Source organism: Streptomyces roseus (assembly GCF_001044425.1).
GTDB classification, from domain to species: Bacteria; Actinomycetota; Actinomycetes; order Streptomycetales; family Streptomycetaceae; genus Streptomyces; species Streptomyces roseus.
Map to the genome: position 1 here is coordinate 34537 of NZ_LFML01000085.1, position 24394 is coordinate 58930.

The window sequence follows — 24394 nt, forward strand, 5'->3', positions numbered from 1 at the left end:
CCGGTCGCCCCGGCACCCCGGAGCAGCCACCGGCACCACACCAGTACCGCAAACCCCCGCAGTACCCGCAGTACACGCAGTGCATTTCGCGTCGCCTCGGGCCGTCACCCCGGGTCGTGCAGCCAAACGGAGTTTCCCAAATCCCGCGTCTCCAATCTTCATGCGGGTGCCCCTTTGAACCTTGGGAGTTAGGCACCATGACCCAGTCGTCTGTGGAGCCCAAGACCAGCGCGGAAGAGGCCGGCGACGGCACTCGCAACCCCGCCGGGCGTTCTTGGCTCGACCGGTACTTTCACATCACGCACAGAGGCAGCAACGTCGGCAATGAGATTCGTGGCGGCGTCACGACCTTCATGGCCATGGCGTACATCCTCCTGCTCAACCCGCTGATCCTCTCCGGCAAGGACGTCGCCGGGGACACCATGAGCCAGAAGGCTCTCATCACCGCCACGGCCTTCGCCGCGGCCCTGACGACGCTCCTCATGGGCTTCGTCGGCAAGGTGCCGCTGGCCCTGGCCGCGGGCCTGTCCGTCTCCGGCGTGCTCTCCTCGCAGGTCGCGCCCCAGATGACCTGGCCGCAGGCCATGGGCATGTGCGTGATGTACGGCGTCGTGATCTGTCTCCTGGTCGTCACCGGCCTCCGCGAGATGATCATGAACGCGATCCCCCTCGCGCTCAAGCACGCGATCACCATGGGCATCGGCATGTTCGTCGCCCTGATCGGCCTCGTGAAGGCCGGCTTCGTCGGCAACGGCGGGGAGTTCTCCCCTCCGGTCCAGCTCGGCCCGGTGGGCCAGCTCGCCGGCTGGCCCGTCCTGATCTTCTGCATCACCCTGCTCGCGATCTTCATGCTCCAGGCCCGCAAGGTCCCCGGCGCGATCCTGATCGGCATCGTCGGCGGCACCGTGATCGCCGCGATCGTCAACGTCGTCGCCGATGTGGACCCGAAGGCCTGGAAGAACGGCGCGCCGACCCTGCACGGGTCCGCGGTCTCGATGCCGGACTTCTCGCTCTTCGGCCAGGTCTCCTTCGGCGGCTGGGGCGACGTCGGCGCCATGACGATCGGCATGATCGTCTTCACCCTCGTGCTCGCCGGCTTCTTCGACGCGATGGCCACCATCATCGGCGTCGGCACCGAGGCCAAGCTCGCCGACGACAAGGGCCGCATGCCGGGCCTGTCGAAGGCCCTGTTCATCGACGGCGCCGGCGGTGCCATCGGCGGCCTGACCGGCGGCTCCGGCCAGACGGTGTTCGTGGAGTCCGCGACCGGCGTCGGCGAGGGTGCCCGTACGGGCCTCGCCTCCGTCGTCACCGGCCTCTTCTTCGCCGCCTGCCTCTTCTTCACCCCGATCACGCAGATCGTCCCGGGTGAGGTCGCCTCCGCGGCCCTGGTGGTCATCGGCGCGATGATGATGCAGAACGCCCGCCACGTGGACTGGGCCGACACCGCGACCGCCATCCCGGTCTTCCTGACCGTGGTGCTCATGCCCTTCACGTACTCGATCACCGCGGGCGTCGCGGCCGGCGTGATCTCCTACGTGGCCATCAAGACCGCACAGGGCAAGGCCCGTGAGATCGGTGCCTTCATGTGGGCGCTGACGGTCATCTTCGTGGTGTTCTTCGCGGAGCACCCGATCGAGGCATGGCTCGGGGTGAAGTAAGGCGGGGCCGGTGATCCGGCCCCGGCCCTCCACGCATCCGATACTGGTAACCGAACCTCTTTGAGGAGGCCGCAATGCTGGACATCGCCGAAGAACTGAACCGGTGGGTCGAGCAGGGACGTGATTTCGCCGTGGCCACGGTGGTGGCGGTCGGCGGGAGCGCGCCCCGGCAGCCCGGAGCCGCGCTCGCCGTCGACAGCGAGGGCACGGCCATCGGATCGGTCTCCGGCGGGTGCGTGGAGGGCGCGGTGTACGAGCTGTGCCGGCAGGCGCTGGAGGACGGCGAGACCGTCCGGGAGCGCTTCGGGTACAGCGACGACGATGCCTTCGCCGTGGGCCTGACCTGCGGTGGGATCATCGACATCCTCATCACGCCGGTACCCGTGGGATCCCCGGCGCGGGAGGTGTTCGCGGCCGCCCTGGCGGCGGCCTCCCGCGGTGAGGCCGCCGCGGTGGCCCGGATCGCGGAAGGGCCGGCCGAGCTCCTGGGTCGCGCCGTGCTCGTCCGGGGCGAGGGCGGCCACGAGGGCGGTTTCGGGGGACACCCCGAGCTGGACCGCACCATCGCCGCGGAGGCCCGCGCCATGCTCGACGCCGGCCGCACCGGCGTCCTGGAGATCGGCGCCGACGGAAGGCTCTGCGGAGAGCCGCTCAAGGTGCTCGTGGAGTCCAGTGTCCCGCCGCCGCGGATGATCGTCTTCGGCGCGATCGACTTCGCCTCCGCCCTGGTGCGGATCGGCAAGTTCCTCGGCTACCACGTCACCCTCTGTGACGCCCGGCCCGTCTTCGCGACGAAGAACCGTTTCCCCGAGGCGGACGAGATCGTCGTGGAATGGCCGCACCGCTACCTTCGGGCCCAGTCCTCGGCGGGCGCGGTGGACGGCCGGACCGTCCTGTGCGTACTCACCCACGACGCCAAGTTCGACGTCCCGCTCCTCGAACTGGCCCTCCGGCTGCCCGTCGCCTACATCGGCGCCATGGGCTCCCGGCGTACCCACGAGGACCGCAACAAGCGGCTGCGGGACGTCGGCGTGAGCGAGCTGGAGCTGGCCCGCCTGCGCTCCCCGATCGGCCTGGACCTCGGCGCCCGCTCCCCGGAGGAGACCGCGCTGTCCATCGCCGCCGAGATCGTCGCGAACCGCCGCGGGGGCTCGGGCACGGCCCTCACGGGAGCGCACATACCGATCCACCCGGACACGTCGAAGCGCGTGATCGGTCGGATCGGTTCGGTTGCCTGAAGAGGAGAGGCGTAGGGCGCAACCCCCGTGAGGGTTGCGCCCTTTTGCTGTTCCGCCTATTTTACCGGCCGGTAACAGCGCCTTTCTGCAACGGAGTTGAGCGGATGTCCCGGACCGCACGCACCGCCCGTACGGCACGCACCACCCGCACCCCCGTCCGTACGCTCCTCGCAGGCTGCGCGCTGGTCGCGGCCTCGCTGGCGGGCGGGCCGGCCTCGGCGTCGGCGGCCGCCCCGGCTGCCGGCCCCGCCGCCGGTGCGGGCGTCCGGGAGGTGCTGTTCGTCGGCAACAACTGGGAGGGCACCGCCGATGTGCTCGCCTCCACCGGCGATCTCGCCAAGGTGGGCCGGATCAACATGATCCCCGACAAGGAGGAGCGGCTCCGGGAGATCTACCTCAACCCGGTCAAGCTCGCCTTCTTCCTCGGCATCCGCAGCGGGGCGGGCGAGGGCCACGACCAGTTCGTGGACGACATGTACACCACCGCCGACGGCTCCGCCGTGGTCGCCTCCCGGCCCAGCTTCGCCGACGTCGTCTCGATCGACGTGCGTACGGGCCGGATCAACTGGCGCTTCCCCGTCGCCGGCTTCCGCTCCGACCACATGGCGGTCTCGCCGGACGGCACCCGGGTCGCGGTCTCCGCCTCCACCGCCAACACCGTGCACGTCCTCGACATCGCCACCGGGCGCCAAGTCGGCTCCTTCTCGACCGGTGACAAGCCGCACGAGAACACCTTCAGCCGCGACGGCCGCTTCCTGTGGAACAGCTCCATCGGGGACGTGACCTCCGCCCTCGACGCGCCGTGGCTGGACTGGACGAAGGGCGACCGGAAGATCACCGTCGTCGACGCGCAGACCTTCCGCACGGTCCGGGTGATCGACATGCGTGAGCGGCTCGACGCCTTCGGCCGCCCGGACCTCTCCGACGCCGTCCGCCCGATGTCCTTCAGTCCCGACGAGTCGAAGCTCTACTTCCAGGTGTCCTTCTTCAACGGGGTCGTCGAGTACGACGTGGCCGCCGACCGGATCACCCGCGTCAAGGAGCTTCCCCGCAACCCCGCCACCAACGCGGACCGCACCACCTGGGTGAACGACTCGCGCCACCACGGCATGTCGATGAGCCCGGACGGGAGCAAGCTCTGCGTCGCGGGCACCATGGACGACTACGCCACCGTCGTGGACCGCGCCTCCCTCACCGAAGGGCCGCTGGTGCCCGCGAACAAGCCGTACTGGGCCACCGTCGACGGTGACGGCACGGCCTGCGTGATCTCCGAGAGCGGCGCGGACCAGGTCACCGCGATCGACTTCGCGACCGGCGCCAAGCGGGTGTCCGTCCCCGTCGGCGACCACCCCCAGCGCGTCCGGATCGGCCACGTCCCCACGGGCTGGACGGGCCCGCGGTAGCGGGGCGCGTTCCCAGACGTGCGGAGGCGGCGCGGCGAGCGGGCCGGAGCGGCGGTGCCGGGCGGCGGCGGGGGCGGGCGAGCGGACCGTCCCCGCCGCCGGGCCGGGCGGGATCAGGCGGGCAGCGAGATCCGGGCGGCCGCCATGCCGAACGAGGAACTCCGGCCGAGCGGCGCCCCCGGAGTCCGGCCGGGGGCCTTCGGGTGAAGGTCCTCGTCCCGGTAACGGCACACGCTCCGGTGCCAGTTGAGGACGGCGGCCATCCAGTCCTCCAACTCCCGCACGTACGCGTCGAGCGAGGCTCGCGCCCGCGCGTCGAGCCCGTAGTCCTCGTACAGCAGCGGCAGTTGGTGGTCGCGGATATGCTCGAACTCCTTGGTGCGCTGCACCATCAGGTCGGCGACGATCGCGAACGCCCGCGGGTAGTCGATGTCGAAGAAGTTCTGGGTGACCAGGACGTGGTTGTGGACCTCGCCCTCCACCTCGATCTCCTTCTGGTACGAGAAGAGGTCGTTGGTGATGCACCCGACGTCCGCCGCCGCGCTCTCCAGCGAGCGCATCACCCCGTCCCGGTGGACCTCGGGCGGCACGCCGTCGCCCTCGTGGCCGAGGCGGGCGAGGAACATCGTCATGTACGAGCCGAAGGTGAAACGCCGCATCTCGGCGTAGTCCACCGGGTCCGGGATCCGGTTCAGGACGGCGTTGCCGATCTCCCAGACCCAGCTGTCCAGCATCCCGACGACGTGCCCGCGGAACTCCGCCCGCACGGCGGGGCCCATCCCGTGGACGGTCCGCGCCCACAGGTCCTTCAGGCCGCGCTCCATGGCGGTGGCGGGCTCCGGGGCCTCGGCCGGGTCGACCGGGATCATGGAGATCAGCCGGTCGGTCGCCGCCCGGGCGGCCCCCGGGGACTTCGAGCCGGCGAACACCTTGGGGTAGTAGTCGTCCGCGTACGTCCCCCAGGTCAGCCACTGCGCGCTCAGGCACAGCGCCTCGGCGGTGGCGTCGGGGTCGATGCCCGCCGAGCACAGGGCGAAGTCCATGCCGACGAGCTTGTCCTCGTCCCAGATGTCGGAGCCCGGATCGCCGGGCTGCGGCTCCAGCAGGCCCATCTCCCGCGACCAGAGCACCAGTTCGCGGCGGGCCAGGTCCAGGTGGGGGCTGAGCGTGAGCGGGAACGGCATGTGGAAGTCGGGCAGCAGCGACGGCCCCACCTTCCGGAACGGCACGTGCGTGAAGCTGCGCCGGCGCAGCTCCATGGCGCGCGGGGTGAACAGCGAGCGCAGGTCGAGGGCGGCGGTGCCCGGCCCGGTGGGCAGGAACGGCAGGGTGAGCGGGGCCGCGGCCGCCCCCTTGGCCTCCTCGTTCATGTACCGGCTGGAGACCATGTGCCATTCGTGGCCGCCGGACTGCCAGTCCTGAAGCCCCTTCGCGTACGCGAGGACGGACGCCGTCTCGGCGGGGTCCAGCCCGTGCTGCGCGGCGAGGGCGGGGACCTCGGCGAGCGCCGTGTGCTCGAACTGCTGGAGCCTTGAGGTCAGCAGGTCGTTCGAGAGCTCGGCGGCCTCCTGGGTGGTGCAGTCCAGGAAGGTCTCCAGGACCAGGACGGCGTTGGAGAGTTCGCCCTCCTGCTCCACCTCGCGCTGGTAGGAGAAGAGGTCGTTGCGGATGTGCACCGCGTCGGAGAAGGCGTCGCGGAGCACTTGGAGCGGGCGCGCGTGCGCGACCCGGGCCGGGACCTCGGCGGACACGTACTCGACCAGCCCGGCGGACCAGGGGGCGCCGCCTACCTTGCGGCGCATCTCGATGTATTCGAGCGGGTTGGCCACCCGGCCGATGTTGATGTTGTGCAGCTCCCACATCGACTCGTTGAGGAGGTTCCTCGTCGACTCGGAGAACCGTTCCCTCCAGTCCATCGACATCGCGGGCACGGTCCGTGACCACAGGTCCCTCAGGCCCGCCTCCACGGGGTTCGCCGGCTCGGGGAACCCGTCGGCGAGGTCCATCGGCATGAAGGCCGCCAGCCCGTCGAGGTACTTCTTGGCGCCCGCGCGGTCCTGGGTGCGCTTGTAGACCTCCAGGAAGTGGTCGTCGAAGAAGAAGACCCACACGTACCAGTCGGTGACCAGGTTCAGGGCGTCGGCGCCGCAGTCGGGGTGGGTGTACGAGCACAGCAGCGCGTAGTCGTGCGCGTCGAGGTCCCGCTCGTCCCACACGCCCGACCCCTCCAGCATCCCGAAGCCGCGGGCCCACCGCTTGGTGTGCGCCCGCGCGGCCTCCAGGTGGGGGTTCAGGCGCGCCGGATACGGCACGTAGAAATCCGGCAGGTGAAACGGCTGCGTCACGGCGGGCTGGACCTTTCGTCCGAGGGCAGGGGGCTCCCTTGCCTGCGGCCCCCCGCACGAGATCAGCAGGGCCCTACCCGATCCGCCGCCCGTACAAGGAAGAGTTCACCGCTTCAGGTGACAGCCCCGCCGTTTTGCACCACCCGCACCCGCCGACGGCTACGGGCCGGCCTCCCGCCGCGCGCAGGCGGTCACCGGCCGAGGGGTGGGTCCTCGACTTTCGCCCGCGGTCCTGAAGAAGTACTCGCTGCCCGAACTTCTTCGCGCTCACCCGACCCGACACATCCCGCACCTGAGGTGGAAAACGGCGCTCGGCTCACGGGAAGTGAGCCGAGCGCCGTTGTGCGGGGTGCCGGAGCGGGCTACTCCGCCTCGGCCTCCAGGTTGCCCTCCGTGTCCAGGTAGACCTGGCGGAGGGATTCGAGGATCTGGGGGTCCGGCTTCTCCCACATGCCGCGGGACTCCGCCTCCAGCAGGCGTTCCGCGATGCCGTGCAGGGCCCAGGGGTTGGCCTCCTGGAGGAAGGCGCGGTTCGTCTCGTCCAGGACGTATGTCTGCGTGAGCTTGTCGTACATCCAGTCGGCCACCACGCCCGTCGTGGCGTCGTAGCCGAAGAGGTAGTCGACCGTCGCCGCCAGCTCGAAGGCGCCCTTGTAGCCGTGGCGGCGCATCGCCTCGATCCACTTTGGGTTCACCACGCGGGCGCGGAAGACGCGGGAGGTCTCCTCGACGAGCGTGCGCGTCTTGACCGTCTCCGGGCGGGTCGAGTCGCCGATGTACGCCTCCGGCGCCGTGCCCCGCAGCGCGCGGACCGTGGCCACCATGCCGCCGTGGTACTGGAAGTAGTCGTCCGAGTCGGCGATGTCGTGCTCGCGGGTGTCCGTGTTCTTCGCGGCCACCGTGATCCGCTTGTACGCGGTCTCCATCTCCTCGCGCGCCGCCCGGCCCTCCAGCCCGCGGCCGTACGCGTAGCCGCCCCAGACCGTGTAGACCTCCGCGAGGTCGGCGTCCGTACGCCAGTCGCGGGAGTCGATCAGCTGGAGGATGCCGGCGCCGTACGTGCCCGGGCGCGAGCCGAAGATACGGGTCGTCGCACGGCGCTCGTCACCGTGGACGGCCAGGTCCGCCTGGGCGTGGGCCCGGACGAAGTTGTCCGAGGCGCTCTCGTCCAGGCCGGCCGCCAGCCGTACCGCGTCGTCCAGCAGGCCGATGACGTGCGGGAACGCGTCCCGGAAGAAGCCCGAGATGCGCAAGGTCACGTCGATGCGGGGGCGGCCCAGCTCGTCGAGCGGGATCGGCTCCAGGCCCGTGACGCGGCGCGAGGCCTCGTCCCAGACCGGGCGGACGCCGAGCAGGGCGAGCGCCTCGGCGACGTCGTCGCCGGAGGTGCGCATCGCGCTCGTGCCCCACAGGGACAAGCCGACGGAGGCCGGCCACGCGCCGTTGTCCGTGCGGTAGCGGGTGAGCAGGGAGTCGGCCAGGGCCTGGCCCGTCTCCCACGCGAGGCGGGAGGGAACGGCCTTCGGGTCGACGGAGTAGAAGTTCCGGCCCGTGGGAAGGACGTTCACCAGGCCGCGCAGGGGGGAACCCGAGGGGCCCGCCGGGACGAAGCGGCCGTCGAGGGCCGCCACCACGTGCGCGATCTCGTCCGTCGTGCCCGCCAGGCGCGGGACGACCTCCCGCGCCGCGAAGTCCAGTACGGCCGCCACGTCGCCCGAGTACCCGGCCGCGACCGAAGCCACCGCCTCCGGCACCCAGTTCGCGTCCTCCATCGCCTGCACCAGCGCGCGGGCCCTCTCTTCCGCCTCGTCGGCGGTGGTACGGGTGGCGGCGGACTCGTCCAGGCCGAGCGCCTCGCGCAGGCCGGGCAGGGCCGTCGTACCGCCCCAGATCTGGCGGGCGCGCAGGATCGCGAGGACCAGGTTGACCCGGGCCTCACCGGTCGGCGCGCCGCCCAGGACGTGCAGTCCGTCGCGGATCTGGGCGTCCTTGACCTCGCACAGCCAGCCGTCGACGTGCAACAGGAAGTCGTCGAAGCCGTCGTCGTCCGGGCGCTCCTCCAGCCCCAGGTCGTGGTCCAGCTTCGCGGCCTGGATCAGCGTCCAGATCTGCGCGCGGATCGCCGGCAGCTTCGCCGGGTCCATCGCGGAGATCTGCGCGTACTCGTCGAGGTGCTGCTCCAGGCGCGCGATGTCCCCGTACGACTCCGCGCGCGCCATCGGCGGCACGAGGTGGTCGACCAGGGTGGCGTGCACGCGGCGCTTGGCCTGGGTGCCCTCGCCCGGGTCGTTGACCAGGAAGGGGTAGATCAGCGGCAGGTCGCCCAGCGCGGCGTCGGGCGCGCAGGCCGCCGACAGGCCGGCGTTCTTGCCCGGCAGCCACTCCAGGTTGCCGTGCTTGCCCAGGTGGATCATCGCGTCGGCGCCGAAGCCGCCGTCCTGCGCGCTCGCCTGGATCCAGCGGTAAGCGGCCAGGTAGTGGTGCGAGGGCGGCAGATCGGGGTCGTGGTAGATCGCGATCGGGTTCTCGCCGAAGCCGCGCGGCGGCTGGATCAGGATGAGCAGGTTCCCGCGGCGCAGCGCCGCCAGGACGATGTCGCCCTCCGGGTTCGCGGAGCGGTCCACGAACATGTTGCCCGGGGCCTCGCCCCAGTGCTCCTCGACGCTTTCGCGCAGCTCGGCGGGGAGCTGGGCGAACCACCGCTTGTAGTCGGCGGCCGGGATCCGGACCGGGTTGCGGGCCAGCTGCTCCTCGGTCAGCCAGTCCTGGTCGTGGCCGCCGGCCTCGATGAGGGCGCGGATCAGCTCGTCGCCGTCGCCCGAGACCAGTCCCGGGATGTCCTCGACGGGGCCGAAGTCGTAGCCGCCCGCGATGAGGGTGCGCAGCAGCTCCACGGCGCTGGCGGGGGTGTCGAGGCCGACCGCGTTGCCGATGCGGGAGTGCTTGGTCGGGTACGCGGACAGGACGAGCGCGACCTTCTTGTCGCGGCGCTCGATGTGCCGCAGCCGGGCGTGCCGGACGGCGATCCCGGCGACGCGGGCGGCGCGCTCGGGGTCGGCCACGTACGCCGGCAGCCCGTCCTCGTCGAGCTCCTTGAAGGAGAACGGGACGGTGATCAGGCGGCCGTCGAACTCCGGGACGGCGACCTGCGTGGCGGCGTCGAGCGGGGAGAGGCCCTCGTCGTTCTCCTCCCAGGCGCTGCGCGAGCCGGTCAGGCACAGGGCCTGGAGGATCGGCACGCCGAGTCCGGCGAGCGCGCCCGCGTCCCAGGACTCGTCGTCGCCGCCGGCGGAGGCGGTGGCGGGCTTGGTGCCGCCGGCCGCGAGCACCGTGGTCACGATCGCGTCCGCCGACTCCAGCTCGGCGATCAGCTCCGGCTCCGGCGCGCGCAGGGAGGACACGTACAGGGGTACGGGCGTGCCGCCGCTCTCCACGATCGCGTCGCACAGGGCGTGCACGAAGGCGGTGTTGCCGCTCATCTGGTGGGCGCGGTAGTACAGCACCGCGATGCGCGGCCCGTGCGGGCGCACCGGCGTGCGCTCCAGCGGGCCCCAGGTGGGCGCGGCGGCGGGCGGCTCGAAGCCGTGGCCGGTCAGCAGCACGGTGTCGGAGAGGAAGCGGGCCAGCTGGTCCAGGTTGGCCGGGCCGCCGTGCGCCAGGTATCCGTGCGCCTCCGCCGCGATGCCGATCGGGACCGTGGAGGCCTCCATCAGCTGGGCGTCCGGGGCCTGTTCGCCGGTGAGGACGACCACCGGGCGGGTCTGGGCCGGCGCCAGGAGCAGGTCGAGGCCCTCCTGCCAGGCGCGCAGCCCGCCCAGGAGCCGTACGACGACCAGGTCGACGCCGTCGAGCAGGGCGGGCAGGTCGTCGAGGGGAAGGCGGGCGGGGTTCGCGAACCGGTACGGCACGGGGCCGTCCGCGGCGCGGGCGCTGAGCAGATCGGTGTCGGACGTCGACAGCAGCAGGATCATGCGGCGGCATGCCTTCCTCGGGGTTTCCGCGCCCCGGGCAGTGTGGACAGCGGGAGTTCCTGACTCACCCGGCGGATCGCTCCGCGGGTTCACAGTGGCGGGACCGCGCCGGATTCGCACCGGGCTTCCTCCCGGCGGGCCACGTGGCTCCGCCGGTGGTCATATTAGGTGGCGTCCTTCCCGGCCGGGAGTGGGGGTGGTCGGCGCACGGGGAGCGGATCGGGGCAGGTCGGGCGGAGGGTGGGGCGCAGGGGGCGGGTGGTGACGGACACAGGTCGAGCTCGCGCAATCGTGGGTATGCTCGCCGCCATGCCGCCCCAGCCCCCTTCCGCCGCAGTGCGGGACGAACCGGTCATACGTGACCGCGGTGACGCCTGCCCCGGCGCGCTGCGGCTGCACGCGGCGGACGACGGGTACCTGGCCCGGATCCGGATCCCCGGCGGGATGCTCGACGCGGCCGCGGCCCTGCCGCTGGCCGACGCGGCGGACCGCCTCGGCGACGGGCACATCGACCTCACCTCACGCGGCAACGCGCAGTTGCGCGGGCTCGGCGCGAGCTGCGGCGGTGAGCTCCAGGCCGTGCTGGTGCGCGGCGGGCTGCTGCCGGCCCCCACCCACGAGCGGGTCCGCAACATCGTCGCATCGCCCCTGACCGGCCTGGACCGGCGCGGTCTGCCCGACGTGGCCCCCTGGGTGGCGGAGCTGGACCGGCTGCTGTGCGCGAGCACGACGGCGGCCGGGCTGTCGGGGCGCTTCCTGTTCGCCCTCGACGACGGCCGCGGGGACGTGACCGCCCTCGACGCCGACGTGAACCTGAGCGCCGTCCGGGACGGGGGCGGGGACCGGGCACTGCTGTGGACCGCCGGCCCGGCGGACGCGCTGCTCGTCGGTGCGGCCGAGGCGCCGAAGGCGGCGCTCGTGGCCGCGGAGTACTTCCTGGACGCCGCCCGCGAGGCCGGTACCCGGGCCTGGCGGGTGGCCGAGCTGCCCGCGGAACACGCAATGGATCCGGGCGAGTTGGGCCGCAGGCTGGGCGCCTCCGGGATCTCGGCGGCCGTCGTATGGGGCTCCGCGGCCCCCCGGCGCGGAGCGCCCCCCGAACCCGGCGTGGTCGAAGGCCCCGACGGGGCCGCCGCGCTCAGCGTGTTCGCGCCGCTGGGCCGCCTCGGCACCGCGCAGTGGCGCGTGCTGGCCGGGCTCACCGGCCGCCTCCGGCTGACCCCCTGGCGCGGGATCGTCGTCCCCGGCCTGGCCGCCGGCGCCGCCGAGGAGGCGCTCCGCGCCCTCGCCGAAGCCGGCCTCGTGACCGCCCCCGACGATCCCTGGCGGTCCGTCACCGCCTGTACGGGGCGGCCCGGTTGCGCGAAGTCCCGCGCGGACGTGCGCGCCGACGCGCGTGCCGTCGTAGCCCAGGCCCAGGCCCAGGCTCAAACGCAGGCGCACCCCGAGGGGACCCGCCCGCTGCCCGTGCACTGGTCCGGCTGCGAACGCCGGTGCGGGCACCCCCGGGGCACCGCCTGGGCCGACCTGGTCGCCACCGCCGACGGGTACGACCTCTCCGCGGCCGGACACGCCCCGCGCCGGGCCGTCCCGGCCCGTGAACTTCCCGCCGCCCTCGCGGCCGTACGCCGCACCACCTCCCACGACGCAGCGAAGAAATGAGCGAGTACACAGTGTTCGAGTACGAGAAGGACGGCGCGGCGATCTACCGCCAGTCCTTTGCCACGATCCGCGCCGAGGCGGACCTCTCCGGGCTGCCCGCCTCCGTCGCCCAGGTCGCGGTGCGCATGATCCACGCCTGCGGAATGACCGACCTGCCCCAGGACCTCGGCTACACCCCGGAGGTCGTCCTGCGCGCACGGGCCGCGCTGCGCGCCGGCGCGCCGATCCTCTGCGACGTGCAGATGGTCGCCAGCGGGGTCACCCGCAAGCGGCTGCCCGCCGACAACGAGGTGATCTGCACCCTCTCCGACCCCGCCGTGCCGGAACTCGCGGCGAAGATGGGCACGACGCGCAGCGCCGCGGCCCTCGAAGTCTGGCGGGACCGCGGCCTCCTGGAGGGCTCCGTGGTGGCCGTCGGCAACGCGCCGACCGCGCTGTTCCGGCTGCTGGAGATGATCGAGGAGGGCGCCCCGCGCCCCGCCGCCGTCATCGGCGTCCCGGTCGGCTTCATCGGCGCCGCCGAGTCCAAGGACGCGCTCGCCGCCCACGCCTCCGGCCTCGACCACCTGATCGTGCGCGGCCGGCGCGGCGGCAGCGCCATCGCGGCCGCCGCGGTCAACGCGATCGCGAGCGAGGAAGAATGAGCAGCGCAGCCGGCGACGCGGCCCGCCCCGGAAAGCTGTACGGCGTCGGGCTCGGCCCGGGCGACCCCTCCCTGATGACCCTGCGGGCCGTCGAGGTGATCGCCGAGGCGCAGGTCATCGCGTACCACAGTGCCCGCCACGGCCGCTCGATCGCCCGATCGATCGCCGCGAAGCACCTGCGCGCCGACCACGTCGAGGAGCCGCTGGTCTACCCGGTCACCACCGAGACCACCGACCACCCCGGCGGCTACCACGGCGCGATGGAGGAGTTCTACGAGGCCTCCGCCGCCCGCCTCGCCGCGCACCTGGACGCCGGCCGGACCGTCGCCGTGCTCGCCGAGGGCGACCCGCTCTTCTACGGCTCGTACATGCACATGCACAAGCGGCTCGCCGACCGGTACGAGGCCGAGGTGATCCCCGGCGTGACCTCGGTGAGCGCCGCCGCCGCCCGCCTCGGCACCCCGCTGGTCGAGGGCGAGGAGGTGCTGACGATCCTGCCCGGCACCCTGCCCGAGGAGGAGCTCACCGCCCGCCTCGCCGCCACCGACTCCGCGGTCGTGATGAAGCTCGGCCGCACCTTCCCCGCCGTACGCCGGGCCATGGAGGGCAGCGGCCGCCTCGCCGAGGCCCGGTACGTGGAGCGCGCCACCATGGAGGGTGAGCGGACCGGCGTCCTCGCCGACACCGACCCCGACACCGTCCCGTACTTCGCCGTCGCCGTGGTGCCCAGCCGCATCGGCAACCCGGGCAGCGTGCCGTCCGGGCCCGGCGAGGTCGCCGTCGTCGGCACCGGACCGGCCGGGCCGCTCTGGCTCACCCCCGAGACGCGGCGGGCGCTGGCCGACGCCGAGGTGCTCGTCGGGTACACCACGTACCTGGACCGCGTCCCCGCGAAGCCCGGCCAGGTCCGGCACGGCTCCGACAACAAGGTGGAGTCGGAGCGCGCCGAGTTCGCCCTCGACCTCGCCCGGCGCGGGAAGCGCGTGGCCGTGGTCTCCGGCGGGGACCCGGGCGTCTTCGCCATGGCCACCGCCGTCCTGGAGGTGGCCGGGCAGCCGGAGTACAAGGACGTGCCCGTACGGGTCCTGCCGGGGGTGACCGCCGCCAACGCGGCCGCCGCCGCGGCCGGGGCCCCGCTCGGCCACGACTACGCCACCATCTCCTTGTCCGACCGGCTCAAGCCCTGGGAGGTCATCGCGGAGCGGCTGCGCGCGGCCGCCGCGGCGGACCTGGTGCTCGCCCTGTACAACCCGGGCTCGCGCAGCCGGACCTGGCAGGTGGCCCAGGCCAAGGAGCTGCTGCTGGAGCTGCGTCCGGAGCGGACCCCGGTGGTCGTCGCGCGGGACGTCGGCGGCCCCGAGCAGTCGGTCCGCGTCCTCACGCTCGGTGAACTGGAGCCGTCAGAGGTGGACATGCGCACGATCCTGCTGATCGGCTCCTCGCAGACCCAGGTCACCGAGCGGCCGGACGGCTCCCGCGTGACGTGGACCCCGCGCCGCTACCCGGAGGCCTGACCGGCCTGGCGGGCCGGTCCCGGGCGTGACGGCACGTCCGGGGGCGGCCCCCTCGGCACGGCCGGAGGAGGGCCGCCGGCCGCTCGTCGCCCGCGCGGGTGGGGGCGCGAGCAGGGGTAATCGGCACCGGCCCCGCCGGCGGGAGCCCCGACGGCCGGACGGCTCAGGCCCGGGCCGCCCCGAGCCATTCCAGGGCCGCGTCCGTGTCCTCCGCCTGCGCGACGCCCTCAGGGATCCGGGGCCTGCGCACCACCAGGACCGGGATCCCGGCCTCGCGGGCCGCGGTCAGTTTGGGGGCGGTCGCGCTGCCGCCGCTGTCCTTGGTGACCAGGACGTCGATCCGGTGCCGCGCGATCAGCTCCCGCTCGCCCTCCAGCGTGAACGGGCCCCGGTCGAGCAGGACTTCGAGCCTTGGCGGGACCGGCTCGTCCGGCGGGTCCACCGAACGCACCAGGAACCAGGTGTCGGTGAGGTGCGCGAAGGTGTGCAGGCCCATGCGGCCGGTGGTCAGGAACGCGCGGGAGCCGAGGCCGGGCAGCCGTGCGGCCGCCTCGTCCAGCGAGTCCGCGAAGGTCCAGTCGTCGCCCGGCCGCGGTGTCCAGCCGGGGCGTCGCAGCGCCAGCAGCGGCACCCCCGTCAGGGCCTGCGCCTCGGCGGCGTGGAAGCTCATCCGCTCCGCGAACGGATGGGTGGCGTCCACGACGCTGGTGACCTCGTGGGCGACGATCCAGGCGGCCAGGCCCGTGGCGCCGCCGAAGCCGCCGATCCGCGTGTCGCCCGGCGGGAGCACCGGCGAGGCGACCCGGCCCGCGAGCGAGGTGGTCACCTGACAGGACGGGTCGCCGGCCAGGACCTCCGCGAGGCGGCGCGCTTCCGTGGTGCCGCCCAGGATCAGGACGTGCCGCCCCGGGAGGGGGGCCGGTTCAGCAGACATGCCGGTCGCGCTCGGGGGAGTACAGGTGGCTGTCGCGGAACTGCTCGGCGCCGAGCGTACGTCCGACCACGATGACCGCCGTGCGGACCAGGCCCGCCTCCTTCACCTGCGCGGCGATGTCGGCCAGCGTGCCGCGCAGGATCAGCTCGTCGGGACGGCTGGCCATCGCCACCACCGCCACCGGGCACTCGGCCCCGTAGTGCGGCAGCAGTTCGGCGACGACCCGGTCCGCGTAGCGCGTGGCCAGGTGCAGCACCAGCAGCGCCCCACTGCGGCCGAGCGTGGCAAGGTCCTCGCCGGGCGGCATCGGCGTGGCCTGCTGGGCGATCCGGGTCAAGATCACGGTCTGGCCGACGGTGGGCACCGTCAGCTCCCGCTTCAGCGCGGCCGCCGCCGCGGCGAACGCCGGGACGCCGGGCACCACTTCGTACGGGATCCCGGCCGCGTCGAGCCGCCGCATCTGCTCCGCGACCGCGCTGAAGATGGAGGGGTCGCCGGAGTGCAGCCGCGCGACGTCCTGGCCCGCCGCATGGGCCCGTACGCACTCGGCGACGATCTCGTCCAGGTTCAGCTGCGAGGTGTCGACCAGGCGGGCGTCCGGCGGGCACTCGGCCAGCAGTTCGCGCGGGACCAGGCTGCCCGCGTACAGGCAGACCGGGGCGGCGGCGAGCCGTCGGGCACCGCGCACCGTGATCAGGTCGGCGGCGCCGGGGCCCGCACCGATGAAGTACACGGTCATGTCGTCTGGTCCTCTTCCTCGTTCAAGTCCTGCGCTGTGCGATCGTCCGGCCGAGGCCAGGGCTTGGTCACGGTCCACTGGGTGACCGGCATCGCCTGCCGCCAGCCCGTGAAACCGCCGACCGCCGCCGCGTGCGCGACGGCCAGTTTGACCAGGTCGCCGCCGTGGCGCCGGTAGCGCTCGGTGAGGACCGCCTCCGACTCCAGGGTCACGGTGTTGACCACGAGCCGGCCGCCGGGGGCCAGCGCCTCCCAGGCCGCGTCCAGCAGGCCCGGAGCCGTCAGCCCGCCGCCGATGAACACCGCGTCGGGGGCCGGGAGTCCGGCGAGGGCGCCGGGCGCGGCGCCGGTGACCACCCGCAGTCCCGGGACGCCGAGCGCCGCCGCGTTGCGGGTGATGCGGGCCGCGCGCTCCGGGACGCGCTCCACGGCCACCGCCCGGCAGGAGGGGTGCGTGCGCATCCACTCGATGCCGATCGAGCCGGAGCCGCCGCCGATGTCCCACAGCAGCTCGCCGGGTGCCGGGGCGAGGGCGCACAGGGTGGCGGCCCGGACATGGCGCTTGGTGAGCTGGCCGTCGTGCTCGTACGCGGTGTCGGGCAGGCCAGGGGTCGCGCCGAGCCGCGGAACGGCGCTGTCGCGGTCCCGGCGGCACTCCACGGCCACCACGTTGAGGGGGTCGCCCGGCGCGTGGTCCCAGCTCTCGGCCCGCCCCTCGTACGCGTCCTCGCGCTCGGAGCCGAGCTGTTCCAGCACCCGCATCCGGCTCGGGCCGAAGCCCCGCTCCCGCAGCAGAGCGGCGATCTCGCCCGGGGTCACCGCTCCGGCGCTGAGCACCAGCACCCGCCGCCCCTCGTACAGCGCGGCCGCGAGCCGGGCCACCGGGCGGCCGACCACCGTCACCACCTCGGTGTCCTCCACCGGCCAGCCCAGGCGGGCGCAGGCGTACGAGACCGAGGAGGGGTGCGGGTGGACCCGCAGGCGGTCCGGCCCGAGCTCCTCGGCCAGGGCCCGCCCGATCCCGTAGAACATGGGGTCACCACTGGCCAGTACGGCGATCCGGCGGCCCGCGTGCTCCGCCATCAGCTTCGGGACGGCGGGCCGCAGCGGGCTCGGCCAGGCGACCCGCTCACCGGCGCAGTCGGCGGCCGGCAGCAGGTCCAGCTGGCGCGGCCCGCCGATCAGCACCTCGGCCCCGGTCAGCGCGGACCGCGCGGCGGCGGTGAGCCCGGCCCAGCCGTCGGCGCCGAGGCCGACGACCGACACGGGCAGGGGGAGCGGCGGTGCGGAGCTCACTGCGCGGTACCTCGGGAACGAGAAGGGGAGCGGGCGGACGGACCCGCAGCCTACTGGCCCCGGGGAGCGGCCCCCGGGGCCGCCCCCGCGACAAGGGAGGTCTACCCTCGGTAACCCCGAGGTGACCGCACCGTGCACCCCACCGTCCCACCGTCGCGAGGGAGCTCACATGCCTGGCTGGAACGCCGAGAACATCCCCGACCAGAGCGGCCGCACCGCCGTCGTCACGGGTGCCAACAGCGGGATCGGCTACGCCGCCGCCCGCGAGCTCGCCCGCCGCGGGGCCGACGTGGTGCTGGCCTGCCGCAGCGCGGCGCGCGGCCGGGCCGCGGTGGTCCGGCTGCGCGCCGAGGTCCCGGGGGCGAAGGCGGACTTCCTCCCGCTGGACCTGGCCGACCTGGCCTCCGTACGGGAGTTCGCGCACGTCCACGGGCAGCGCAGGCGCTCCCTCGACCTGCTCGTGAACAACGCGGGCGTCATGGCCCTGCCGTACGGGAAGACCGCGGACGGGTTCGAGACCCAGTTCGGCGTCAACCACCTGGGCCACTTCGCGCTCACCGGACTGCTCCTGCCCCAGCTGCTGTCCGCCGCCCCCGGAGCCCGGATCGTCACCGTCGCCAGCGGGTTCCACGCGCTCGGCGACGTCGACTTCGACGACCTGAACGGCGAGCGCGGCTACCGGCGCTGGATCGCGTACGGCCGCTCCAAGACCGCGGGACTCCTCTTCACGCACGAGCTGGCCCGGCGCCTCGCGGCCGCGGGCTCCGGGATCGTCGCGGCCGCCGCGCACCCCGGCTACGCCTCGACCAACCTGCACGCCGGGGCCTCGCTCCAGGAGGGCCACCGGCCCATGTCGCGGCTGCTGGGCCTCGGCGCCGCCGTCCTCGCCCAGTCGGCGGCCTCCGGCGCGCTGCCCACGCTGTACGCGGCCACCGCCCCGGACGTGGCGCCCGACGCCTTCTACGGGCCGCCGCTGGGCTGGCGCGGGGCGCCCGCCCGTTCCTGGCGGGCGAAGTGGACCTTGGACGACGCCTCCGGCGAACGGCTCTGGGCCGCCTCGGAGAAGCTGACGGGCGTCGCCTACGGGTTCCCGGCGCGCTGAGCGGGCGGGGGCGGCGGTACGGGTCCACCGGAGCGCCCCCGCGTGAGCCCCCCGTCCGCCCCCGGGGTGCCTCGGGGCGCCCCGGACGGGACCTGATCAGCCGGGCGGCCGGCACGCCAGACTCGGCGCCATGGACGACGACACGGACAACCACCCAGAAGCCCACGAAGCCCACGATCACGCGGTGGTCCTCGGCGCAGGCCTGGCGGGGCTGCTGGCGGCGCGGGCGCTCGCCCAGCGGTTCGCGCGCGTGACCGTGGTGGAACGGGACGAACTGGCCGACACCGGGCCGGCCTTCAGGCCCGGTGTGCCGCAGTCCCGGCACGTGCACGTGCTGTGGTCGCGGGGGCTGGACCTGATGGAGGGGCTGCTGCCCGGGGTCACCCGCGAGCTGCTGGCGGCCGGGGCGGCGCTGATGGAGTCGCCGCGCGACTTCCTGTGGCTGAGCCCGGCCGACTGGTTCCAGCCCGTCCCGGGCTCCCGGATCCTGATCGGGAGCCGGGAGCTGCTCGACTGGACGGTCCGCCGGGAGGTGCTGCGGGACGAGCGCATCCGGGTCCGCTCCGGCGCCACGGTGACCGGGCTCGTCGCCGGACCCGACGGCCGCTCCGTCACCGGCGTACGGCTGCGCGAGGGCGATCCGCTGCCGGCCCGTTTCGTGGTCGACGCCACCGGGCGGACCTCCCGGGCCCCGGCCTGGCTCGCCGCCCTCGGCCACCCGGCCCCGGCGACCACCCGCTACGACTCCCACCTCGCCTACTCCAGCCGCTACTACGAGATCCCGCCGGATCCCGCGCGCCGCTGGCAGGGGATCTACGTCCAGGGCCGCCCCGAGAACCCGCGCGGCGGCGTGCTGGTGCCCCTCGACGACGGCCGCTGGCTGGTGACGCTGACCGGCAACGGCGAACACGCGCCGCCCACGGGGGAGGAGGAGTTCCTCGACTTCACCCGGACCCTGCGCTCCCCGGTGCTCCACGACGCCCTCCGTGACGCCAAACCGCTCTCCGCGCCGACGGGCTACCGCAACACCGCCAACGAATGGCGCCACTTCGAGCGCCTCGACCGCTGGCCGGCCGGTTTCGTCGTGATCGGCGACGCCGTCTGCCGGGTCAATCCCGTGTACGGGCAGGGGATGACGGTGGCCGCCCTCGCGGCGGACGCGCTGGCCGGCGCCATCCGGGGCCTGGCGCCCCGGGAGATCGCCGCGGCCTCCCGGCGCATCCAGCGGCGTACGGCCGCCGCCTCCGACGTGGCCTGGCAGATCGCCACCAGCGAGGACATGCGGTACCCGGAGACCGACGGGCCGCCGCCCGACCGGGCCACCAAGGTCCTCCAGGCCTACATGTCCCGGGTGATCGTGGGCGCCAACGCCGACCCGGAGATCTCCCGGCCCTTCTTCGGCGTGCTGTCGCTGTCACTCTCGCCGAACGTCCTGCTCAGCCCCGCCACCGTGGTACGGGTCCTGTCCAAATGGCGGCTGCCGACCGCCCCGGAGACCGCCGACTACCCCTCGCACCACAAGGCCCCGGCGGGCTCGGGGCCGTAGCGGGGACGGCGCCGGGCGCCGCCTCCCGGATCCCGGCGGGCCCGGGCCGTGTCTAGCCCGTGTCTTTCGGATCATGGGGGGCCGCCGCGGCGCGCTCGTACAGGGCCCGCACACCGTCGCCGAACAGGCTGCTGTACGAGGTCTCCTCGTCGCCGCCCCCGTCGCGGCCGCCGACCACCCCGATCAGGGTGTGCGCGTCGGTCAGCACCGGACCACCGCTCGTGCCGTCGGGTACGTCCGCGCAATCCAGCCGCAGTTGCGCGGGCCCCTCGGCACGGGCGGTGTTGAAGCACTCCACCGGGTACTCGGTGGCGTTCGGATAGCCCACCACCCGTGCGGGCGCGGGCAGTTCGGGCCCGAACCGGATCGTCTGGGCCCCGGTGGCCTCCTCCAGCCGCTCGCCGGGGTGCCCGGGGCGGCGCACGCGCAGGAAGGCCACGTCGAAGTCGGGGTCCTGGTCCTCGATCCAGCGGGGGTCTACGTCGACCCGGGTGGGCACCCAGACCCCGTACGGGGCCGCGCCGTCGCGGTATCCGGGCACGAAGGCCAGGTTCGTACGGAAGCCGAGGAACCCGCGGTACACGCAGTGGGCGGCGGTGGCGACGAGGTCGCCACCGGGGGAGTGGACCACGCTCGCCGAGCAGTGGTGGTCCTGGTCGGCGTCCTCGCCGGGGGAGAACAGCGCCCCGATCGCGGGCTCCGCGGCGGCGGGCCGCGCGACCAGGGGGTCGGAGGGCCGCCACCCGCCCGACCGCCAGGGCACGACGGTCGGCGGGCCGCCCGTGGCCCGCGCGGCCGGGCCCGAGCCGCCCGCGTCCCGCGCGCCCGTGTCCGGCGCGCCCGTCTCCCGCGCGCCCGTCTCCGGCGTGCTCGTGTCCCGCGTGCCGGTGTCCCCCGCGGCCGGCCCCGCCGGCGGGACCTCCCGCGCCGGGCCGGCCAGTACGGCCGCCGCCGCGCGGTCGGCCGACTCGGCGTCCTGGACGTAGCCGCCCTGCGCGGGATCCCCGTCCGCGACGTACGCCGCCATGCCGTACAGCCTCCACAGCAGCCCGGCGCACCCGATCAGCACGGCGCAGCCCACGCCGACGAGCAAGGTGACCCGTACGGCCCGCCCGCGAACCCTCGTGAACATGCCGTACCACTTTCCGCCGGGACGCGCCGGCCGGCGTCCCGGCCCGCTGCCTGTTCGACGGACGGCGCGGCGACGCCGGTTCCGGCTCGGAACGTGTCCGTCCTCACAGCGGGGGCGCCCGGCCGGAACCCGTCATCCGGCGTCCTTCCGCCCTTCACCCGACTCGCCTAATCTCCGGGCGGGTTGAGACACGGGCGCACCGACTGGACGGACAGGAGCCGACAGCATGAGATTACGGAACCGGATGGCGGGCGCGGTGGCGGCGGGCCTCGCGGCCCTGACGGCGGCCCTCGTACTGGGCACGGCCCCGGCGGGGGCGGCCCCCGCCAAGGCGGCAAGGGCCGCCGCCGACCTCCCGTACGCGGGATCGACGGGCGTCGGCGTGCACAACGCGTACGAGAAGGCCAAGTACCCGTACTTCGCGGACGCCCTCGACTCGGGCGCGGCCATGCTGGAACTCGACGTGTGGACCAACTTCTTCGGCAGCTCCTGGCGCGTCTCCCACGACAACCCCTTCGGCAACGACAACAACTGCGAGAACGCCACCACCCCCGCCCAGCTGCGCACCAAGTCCCGCAACCAGAACCTCGCGGGCTGCCTCTCCGACATCCGCAGCTGGCACGACGCCCACCCCGGGCACCGCCCGGTCGTCCTCAAGTTGGAGCTCAAGGACGGGTTCGCCGCCAACCTGGGCCGCGGTCCGGCCGAGCTCGACGCGCTGCTGAACTCCAAGCTCGGCGACGCCGTGTACCGCCCCGGCCAGCTCGCCGCCGGCCACCGGGACCTGGACACCGCGGCCCGGGCCGGCGCCTGGCCGAGCCGCGCCGCGATGGCCGGGAAGTTCCTGGTGGAGCTGATCCCCGGCACGCTGGAGGAGGGCAACGCGAACGACACGCTGTGGACCGACCGCGAGTACGCCCAGTACCTGAGCGCCCTCGCGGCCGCGGGCCGCCTCGGCCAGGCCGCCGCCTTCCCGGCCGTGCACCGGGCCGAGGCCGGCGATCCGCGCACGCGGTACGCGGACGCGACGCTCCGCCCCTGGTTCGTGGTCTTCGACGGGGACGCGAGCGCGTACGCGGGCGGCTCGATCGACACCGCCTGGTACGACCGCAACCACTACCTGCTGATCGCCACCGACGCCCAGGGCGTGGCCCCCGCCATCGACGGGGTGCACCCGACCGAGGCCCAGGCGCGGGACCGGGTCGCCCTGATGGCCGCGCACCACGCGTCCATCGCCTCCGCGGACTGGTACCCCCTGCCATCGGTCCTGGCCACGGTCATCCCGCGCGGCTAGTACCCTTATTGCGAACTGTTCGCAATAAGGGTACGGGTGCGGGTCTGATGGCGGCTTCTCCGGTGGTGCTCGGCATCGAGTCCTCGTGCGACGAGACGGGCGCGGGCATCGTGCGCGACGGCCGCCTCCTCGCGCACGTCGTCGCGTCGAGCATGGACGAGCACGCCCGCTTCGGCGGGGTCGTCCCCGAGATCGCGGCCCGCGCCCACCTGCACGCCTTCGGCCCGGTGGTCCGGCAGGCCCTGGAGCAGGCCGGACTGCGGGCCGCCCAGCTCGACGCGGTGGCCGTCACCACCGGGCCCGGCCTCTCCGGCGCGCTCCAGGTCGGACTGGCCGGGGCCAAGGCCCTCGCGTACGGGCTGGGCCTGCCGCTGTACGGGGTCCACCACCTGGCCGGGCACGTGGCCGCCGACACCCTGGAGCACGGACCGCTGCCCGAGCCCTGCGTGGTGCTGATCGTCTCCGGCGGGCACACCTCGCTGCTGCTCGTACGGGACCTCGTGCGCGAGCCGATCCTGCACCTCGGGGACACCCTGGACGACGCGGCGGGGGAGTGCTTCGACAAGGTGGCCCGGGTGTTCGGCCTGCCGTACCCGGGAGGGCCGGCCATCGACCGGGCGGCGCGGGGCGGCGACCCGAAGGCGGTCCCGTTCCCGCGTCCGCTGACCGGCGGCCCGCGCGGGCGGGACCCGTACGCGTACTCCTTCTCCTTCTCGGGGCTGAAGACGGCCGCCGCCCGCTGGGCCGAGGGCCACCGGCAGCGCGGGGAGCGGCTGCCGGTCGCCGACGGGGCGGCCTCGCTCCAGGAGGCGGTGGCCGACGTACTGACCCGCAAGGCGGTCGCGGCCTGCCGGGAGCACGGGGTGCGGACGCTGGTGGTGGTCGGCGGGGTGGCCGCCAACTCGCGCGTGCGGGCGCTGGCGGAACGGCGCTGCGCCTCGGCGGGGATCGAACTGCGGGTGCCGCCGATGACGCTGTGCACGGACAACGGCGCCATGATCGCGGCGATCGGAGACCTGCTCGTCCGCGCGGACGCGCCCCCGGCCCCGCTCAGCCTCACGATCGACCCGTCCGCCCCGCTGGAGTACGCGGCCCTCCAGCCGGTCGCCTGACGGCCCCGAGGCGGGCGGCCGGCGGCCCCGGGGCCGGGCCGTTGCCGGTCGGGGGCGGTGTCGTTGGGCAGTCCCGAAGGCGCACACGCGCGACTCGCGAAGGGACGTACGACATGGACAGGGACGTCGACGAAGTGAAGACGGTGCACCTCACCCCCGAGGTGTACGCGTACCTGGTCGCGCAGGCCGGCCCGCGCAGCCGCGTCCAGGAGGAGCTGGTCGAGCGAACCCGCGAGCTCGGCCGCGAGGCGCAGATGCAGGTCCCGCACGAGCAGGGGGTGTTCCTGACCTTGATGGGCAAGATGCTCGGCGCCCGCCGCATCGTCGAGGTCGGCACGTTCACCGGCTATGCGACGCTGGCCCTGGCGGCGGGCCTGGTCCCCGGCGGGCGGGTCCTGACCTGCGACGTCTCCGAGGAGTGGACATCGATCGCCCAGGAGGCCTGGAAGGCGGCCGGGGTCGGCGACCGGATCGAGCTGGTGGTCGCCCCGGCGCTCGCGACGCTCCGCGCGCTCCCGCAGGAGCCGGTGATCGACCTGGTCTTCCTGGACGCGGACAAGCCGGGCTACCGCGCGTACTGGGAGGAGCTCGTGCCGCGCCTGCGCCCGGGCGGGGTGATCCTCGCCGACAACGTCCTGTACGGGGGAGAGGCCGTCGACGCCGGCGCGGAGGGGAACGCCCTGGCCATCCGGGAGTTCAACGCGCACGTGTGCGCCGACGAGCGCATGGAGTCGGTGATGCTGCCGATCGCGGACGGGCTCACGCTCGCGCGCAAGCGCTGAGGGGCCGATCGGGCATCCTG

General features: G+C 74.0%; 17 protein-coding genes and 1 riboswitch. Of the genes, 11 read left to right on the plus strand and 6 right to left on the minus strand.

Translation table 11 applies throughout. The features are described from left to right. Window positions 1–197 precede the first annotated feature (197 nt). From ACS04_RS21370 to ACS04_RS21380, 3 genes are all read left to right on the plus strand, one after another. The gene (locus ACS04_RS21370) at window positions 198–1661 is read left to right on the plus strand and encodes an NCS2 family permease (protein WP_048478302.1); all 1464 of its coding nucleotides are present in this window, start codon (window positions 198–200) and stop codon (window positions 1659–1661) included. Window positions 1662–1735: 74 nt separating this feature from the next. Further along, window positions 1736–2899, plus strand: coding sequence for an XdhC family protein (locus tag ACS04_RS21375; RefSeq protein ID WP_048478303.1), 1164 nt, complete (start codon window positions 1736–1738; stop codon window positions 2897–2899). Window positions 2900–3003: 104 nt separating this feature from the next. Continuing rightward, complete coding sequence (locus ACS04_RS21380; protein WP_048478304.1) at window positions 3004–4302, plus strand: YncE family protein; 1299 nt, start codon at window positions 3004–3006, stop codon at window positions 4300–4302. A 113-nt stretch (window positions 4303–4415) separates the two neighbouring features. Here ACS04_RS21380 and ACS04_RS21385 read toward each other — a convergent pair whose 3' ends face one another. Both ACS04_RS21385 and cobN read right to left on the minus strand, forming a co-directional pair. Beyond that, on the minus strand, window positions 4416–6647 hold the full coding sequence (locus ACS04_RS21385; protein ID WP_048478305.1) for a terpene synthase family protein: 2232 nt from the start codon (window positions 6645–6647) through the stop codon (window positions 4416–4418). Window positions 6648–7009: 362 nt separating this feature from the next. Beyond that, complete coding sequence (gene cobN, locus ACS04_RS21390) at window positions 7010–10618, minus strand: cobaltochelatase subunit CobN (protein ID WP_048478306.1); 3609 nt, start codon at window positions 10616–10618, stop codon at window positions 7010–7012. 53 nt (window positions 10619–10671) lie between these two features. After that, window positions 10672–10749, minus strand: a riboswitch (cobalamin riboswitch). 178 nt (window positions 10750–10927) lie between these two features. Here cobN and cobG point away from each other — a divergent pair. Genes cobG through ACS04_RS21405 form a run of 3 tightly spaced genes read left to right on the plus strand, consistent with a single transcriptional unit; the run spans window position 10928 to window position 14438 of the window. After that, complete coding sequence (gene cobG, locus ACS04_RS21395) at window positions 10928–12280, plus strand: precorrin-3B synthase (RefSeq protein WP_048478400.1); 1353 nt, start codon at window positions 10928–10930, stop codon at window positions 12278–12280. Next, window positions 12277–12924 carry a precorrin-8X methylmutase gene (locus tag ACS04_RS21400; RefSeq protein ID WP_048478307.1) on the plus strand — a complete coding sequence of 216 codons (648 nt, stop codon included), beginning with the start codon at window positions 12277–12279 and terminating at the stop codon, window positions 12922–12924. The genes cobG and ACS04_RS21400 overlap by 4 nt, the downstream gene beginning before the upstream one ends. Then, window positions 12921–14438 (plus strand): precorrin-2 C(20)-methyltransferase, encoded by a 1518-nt coding sequence (locus ACS04_RS21405; protein WP_048478308.1) that lies wholly within the window; start codon window positions 12921–12923, stop codon window positions 14436–14438. Before ACS04_RS21400 ends, ACS04_RS21405 begins: the two co-directional genes overlap by 4 nt. 163 nt (window positions 14439–14601) lie before the next feature. Here ACS04_RS21405 and ACS04_RS21410 read toward each other — a convergent pair whose 3' ends face one another. From ACS04_RS21410 to ACS04_RS21420, 3 genes are read right to left on the minus strand one after another with little or no spacing between them, the layout of a single operon-like run. Further along, window positions 14602–15372 carry a cobalt-precorrin-6A reductase gene (locus tag ACS04_RS21410; protein ID WP_048478309.1) on the minus strand — a complete coding sequence of 257 codons (771 nt, stop codon included), beginning with the start codon at window positions 15370–15372 and terminating at the stop codon, window positions 14602–14604. After that, complete coding sequence (gene cobM, locus ACS04_RS21415) at window positions 15362–16111, minus strand: precorrin-4 C(11)-methyltransferase (RefSeq protein WP_048478310.1); 750 nt, start codon at window positions 16109–16111, stop codon at window positions 15362–15364. The genes ACS04_RS21410 and cobM overlap by 11 nt, the downstream gene beginning before the upstream one ends. After that, entirely contained in the window at window positions 16108–17406 is a 1299-nt protein-coding gene (locus ACS04_RS21420; protein ID WP_048478311.1) for a bifunctional cobalt-precorrin-7 (C(5))-methyltransferase/cobalt-precorrin-6B (C(15))-methyltransferase, read from the minus strand. Before ACS04_RS21420 ends, cobM begins: the two co-directional genes overlap by 4 nt. Before the next feature lie 169 nt (window positions 17407–17575). Here ACS04_RS21420 and ACS04_RS21425 point away from each other — a divergent pair, with 169 nt between their 5' ends. Further along, complete coding sequence (locus ACS04_RS21425; protein WP_048478312.1) at window positions 17576–18508, plus strand: oxidoreductase; 933 nt, start codon at window positions 17576–17578, stop codon at window positions 18506–18508. Window positions 18509–18638: 130 nt separating this feature from the next. Beyond that, window positions 18639–20054: an NAD(P)/FAD-dependent oxidoreductase gene (locus ACS04_RS21430; RefSeq protein ID WP_063839287.1), complete on the plus strand. Its 1416-nt coding sequence runs from the start codon at window positions 18639–18641 to the stop codon at window positions 20052–20054. A gap of 52 nt (window positions 20055–20106) precedes the next feature. On the opposite strand, the gene ACS04_RS21435 is transcribed toward ACS04_RS21430, so the two are convergent. After that, window positions 20107–21186 (minus strand): trypsin-like serine peptidase, encoded by a 1080-nt coding sequence (locus ACS04_RS21435; protein WP_048478313.1) that lies wholly within the window; start codon window positions 21184–21186, stop codon window positions 20107–20109. A gap of 226 nt (window positions 21187–21412) precedes the next feature. Here ACS04_RS21435 and ACS04_RS21440 point away from each other — a divergent pair, with 226 nt between their 5' ends. The 3 genes from ACS04_RS21440 (at window position 21413) to ACS04_RS21450 (ending at window position 24374) form a co-directional block, all read left to right on the plus strand. After that, window positions 21413–22480: a phosphatidylinositol-specific phospholipase C domain-containing protein gene (locus ACS04_RS21440; protein WP_048478314.1), complete on the plus strand. Its 1068-nt coding sequence runs from the start codon at window positions 21413–21415 to the stop codon at window positions 22478–22480. Window positions 22481–22527: 47 nt separating this feature from the next. Beyond that, on the plus strand, window positions 22528–23592 hold the full coding sequence (gene tsaD / locus ACS04_RS21445) for a tRNA (adenosine(37)-N6)-threonylcarbamoyltransferase complex transferase subunit TsaD (RefSeq protein ID WP_048478315.1): 1065 nt from the start codon (window positions 22528–22530) through the stop codon (window positions 23590–23592). 113 nt (window positions 23593–23705) lie between these two features. Further along, a complete protein-coding gene (locus tag ACS04_RS21450) occupies window positions 23706–24374 on the plus strand; it encodes an O-methyltransferase (protein ID WP_048478316.1) in 669 nt (222 codons plus the stop codon). The last annotated feature ends 20 nt before the right edge of the window (window positions 24375–24394 follow it).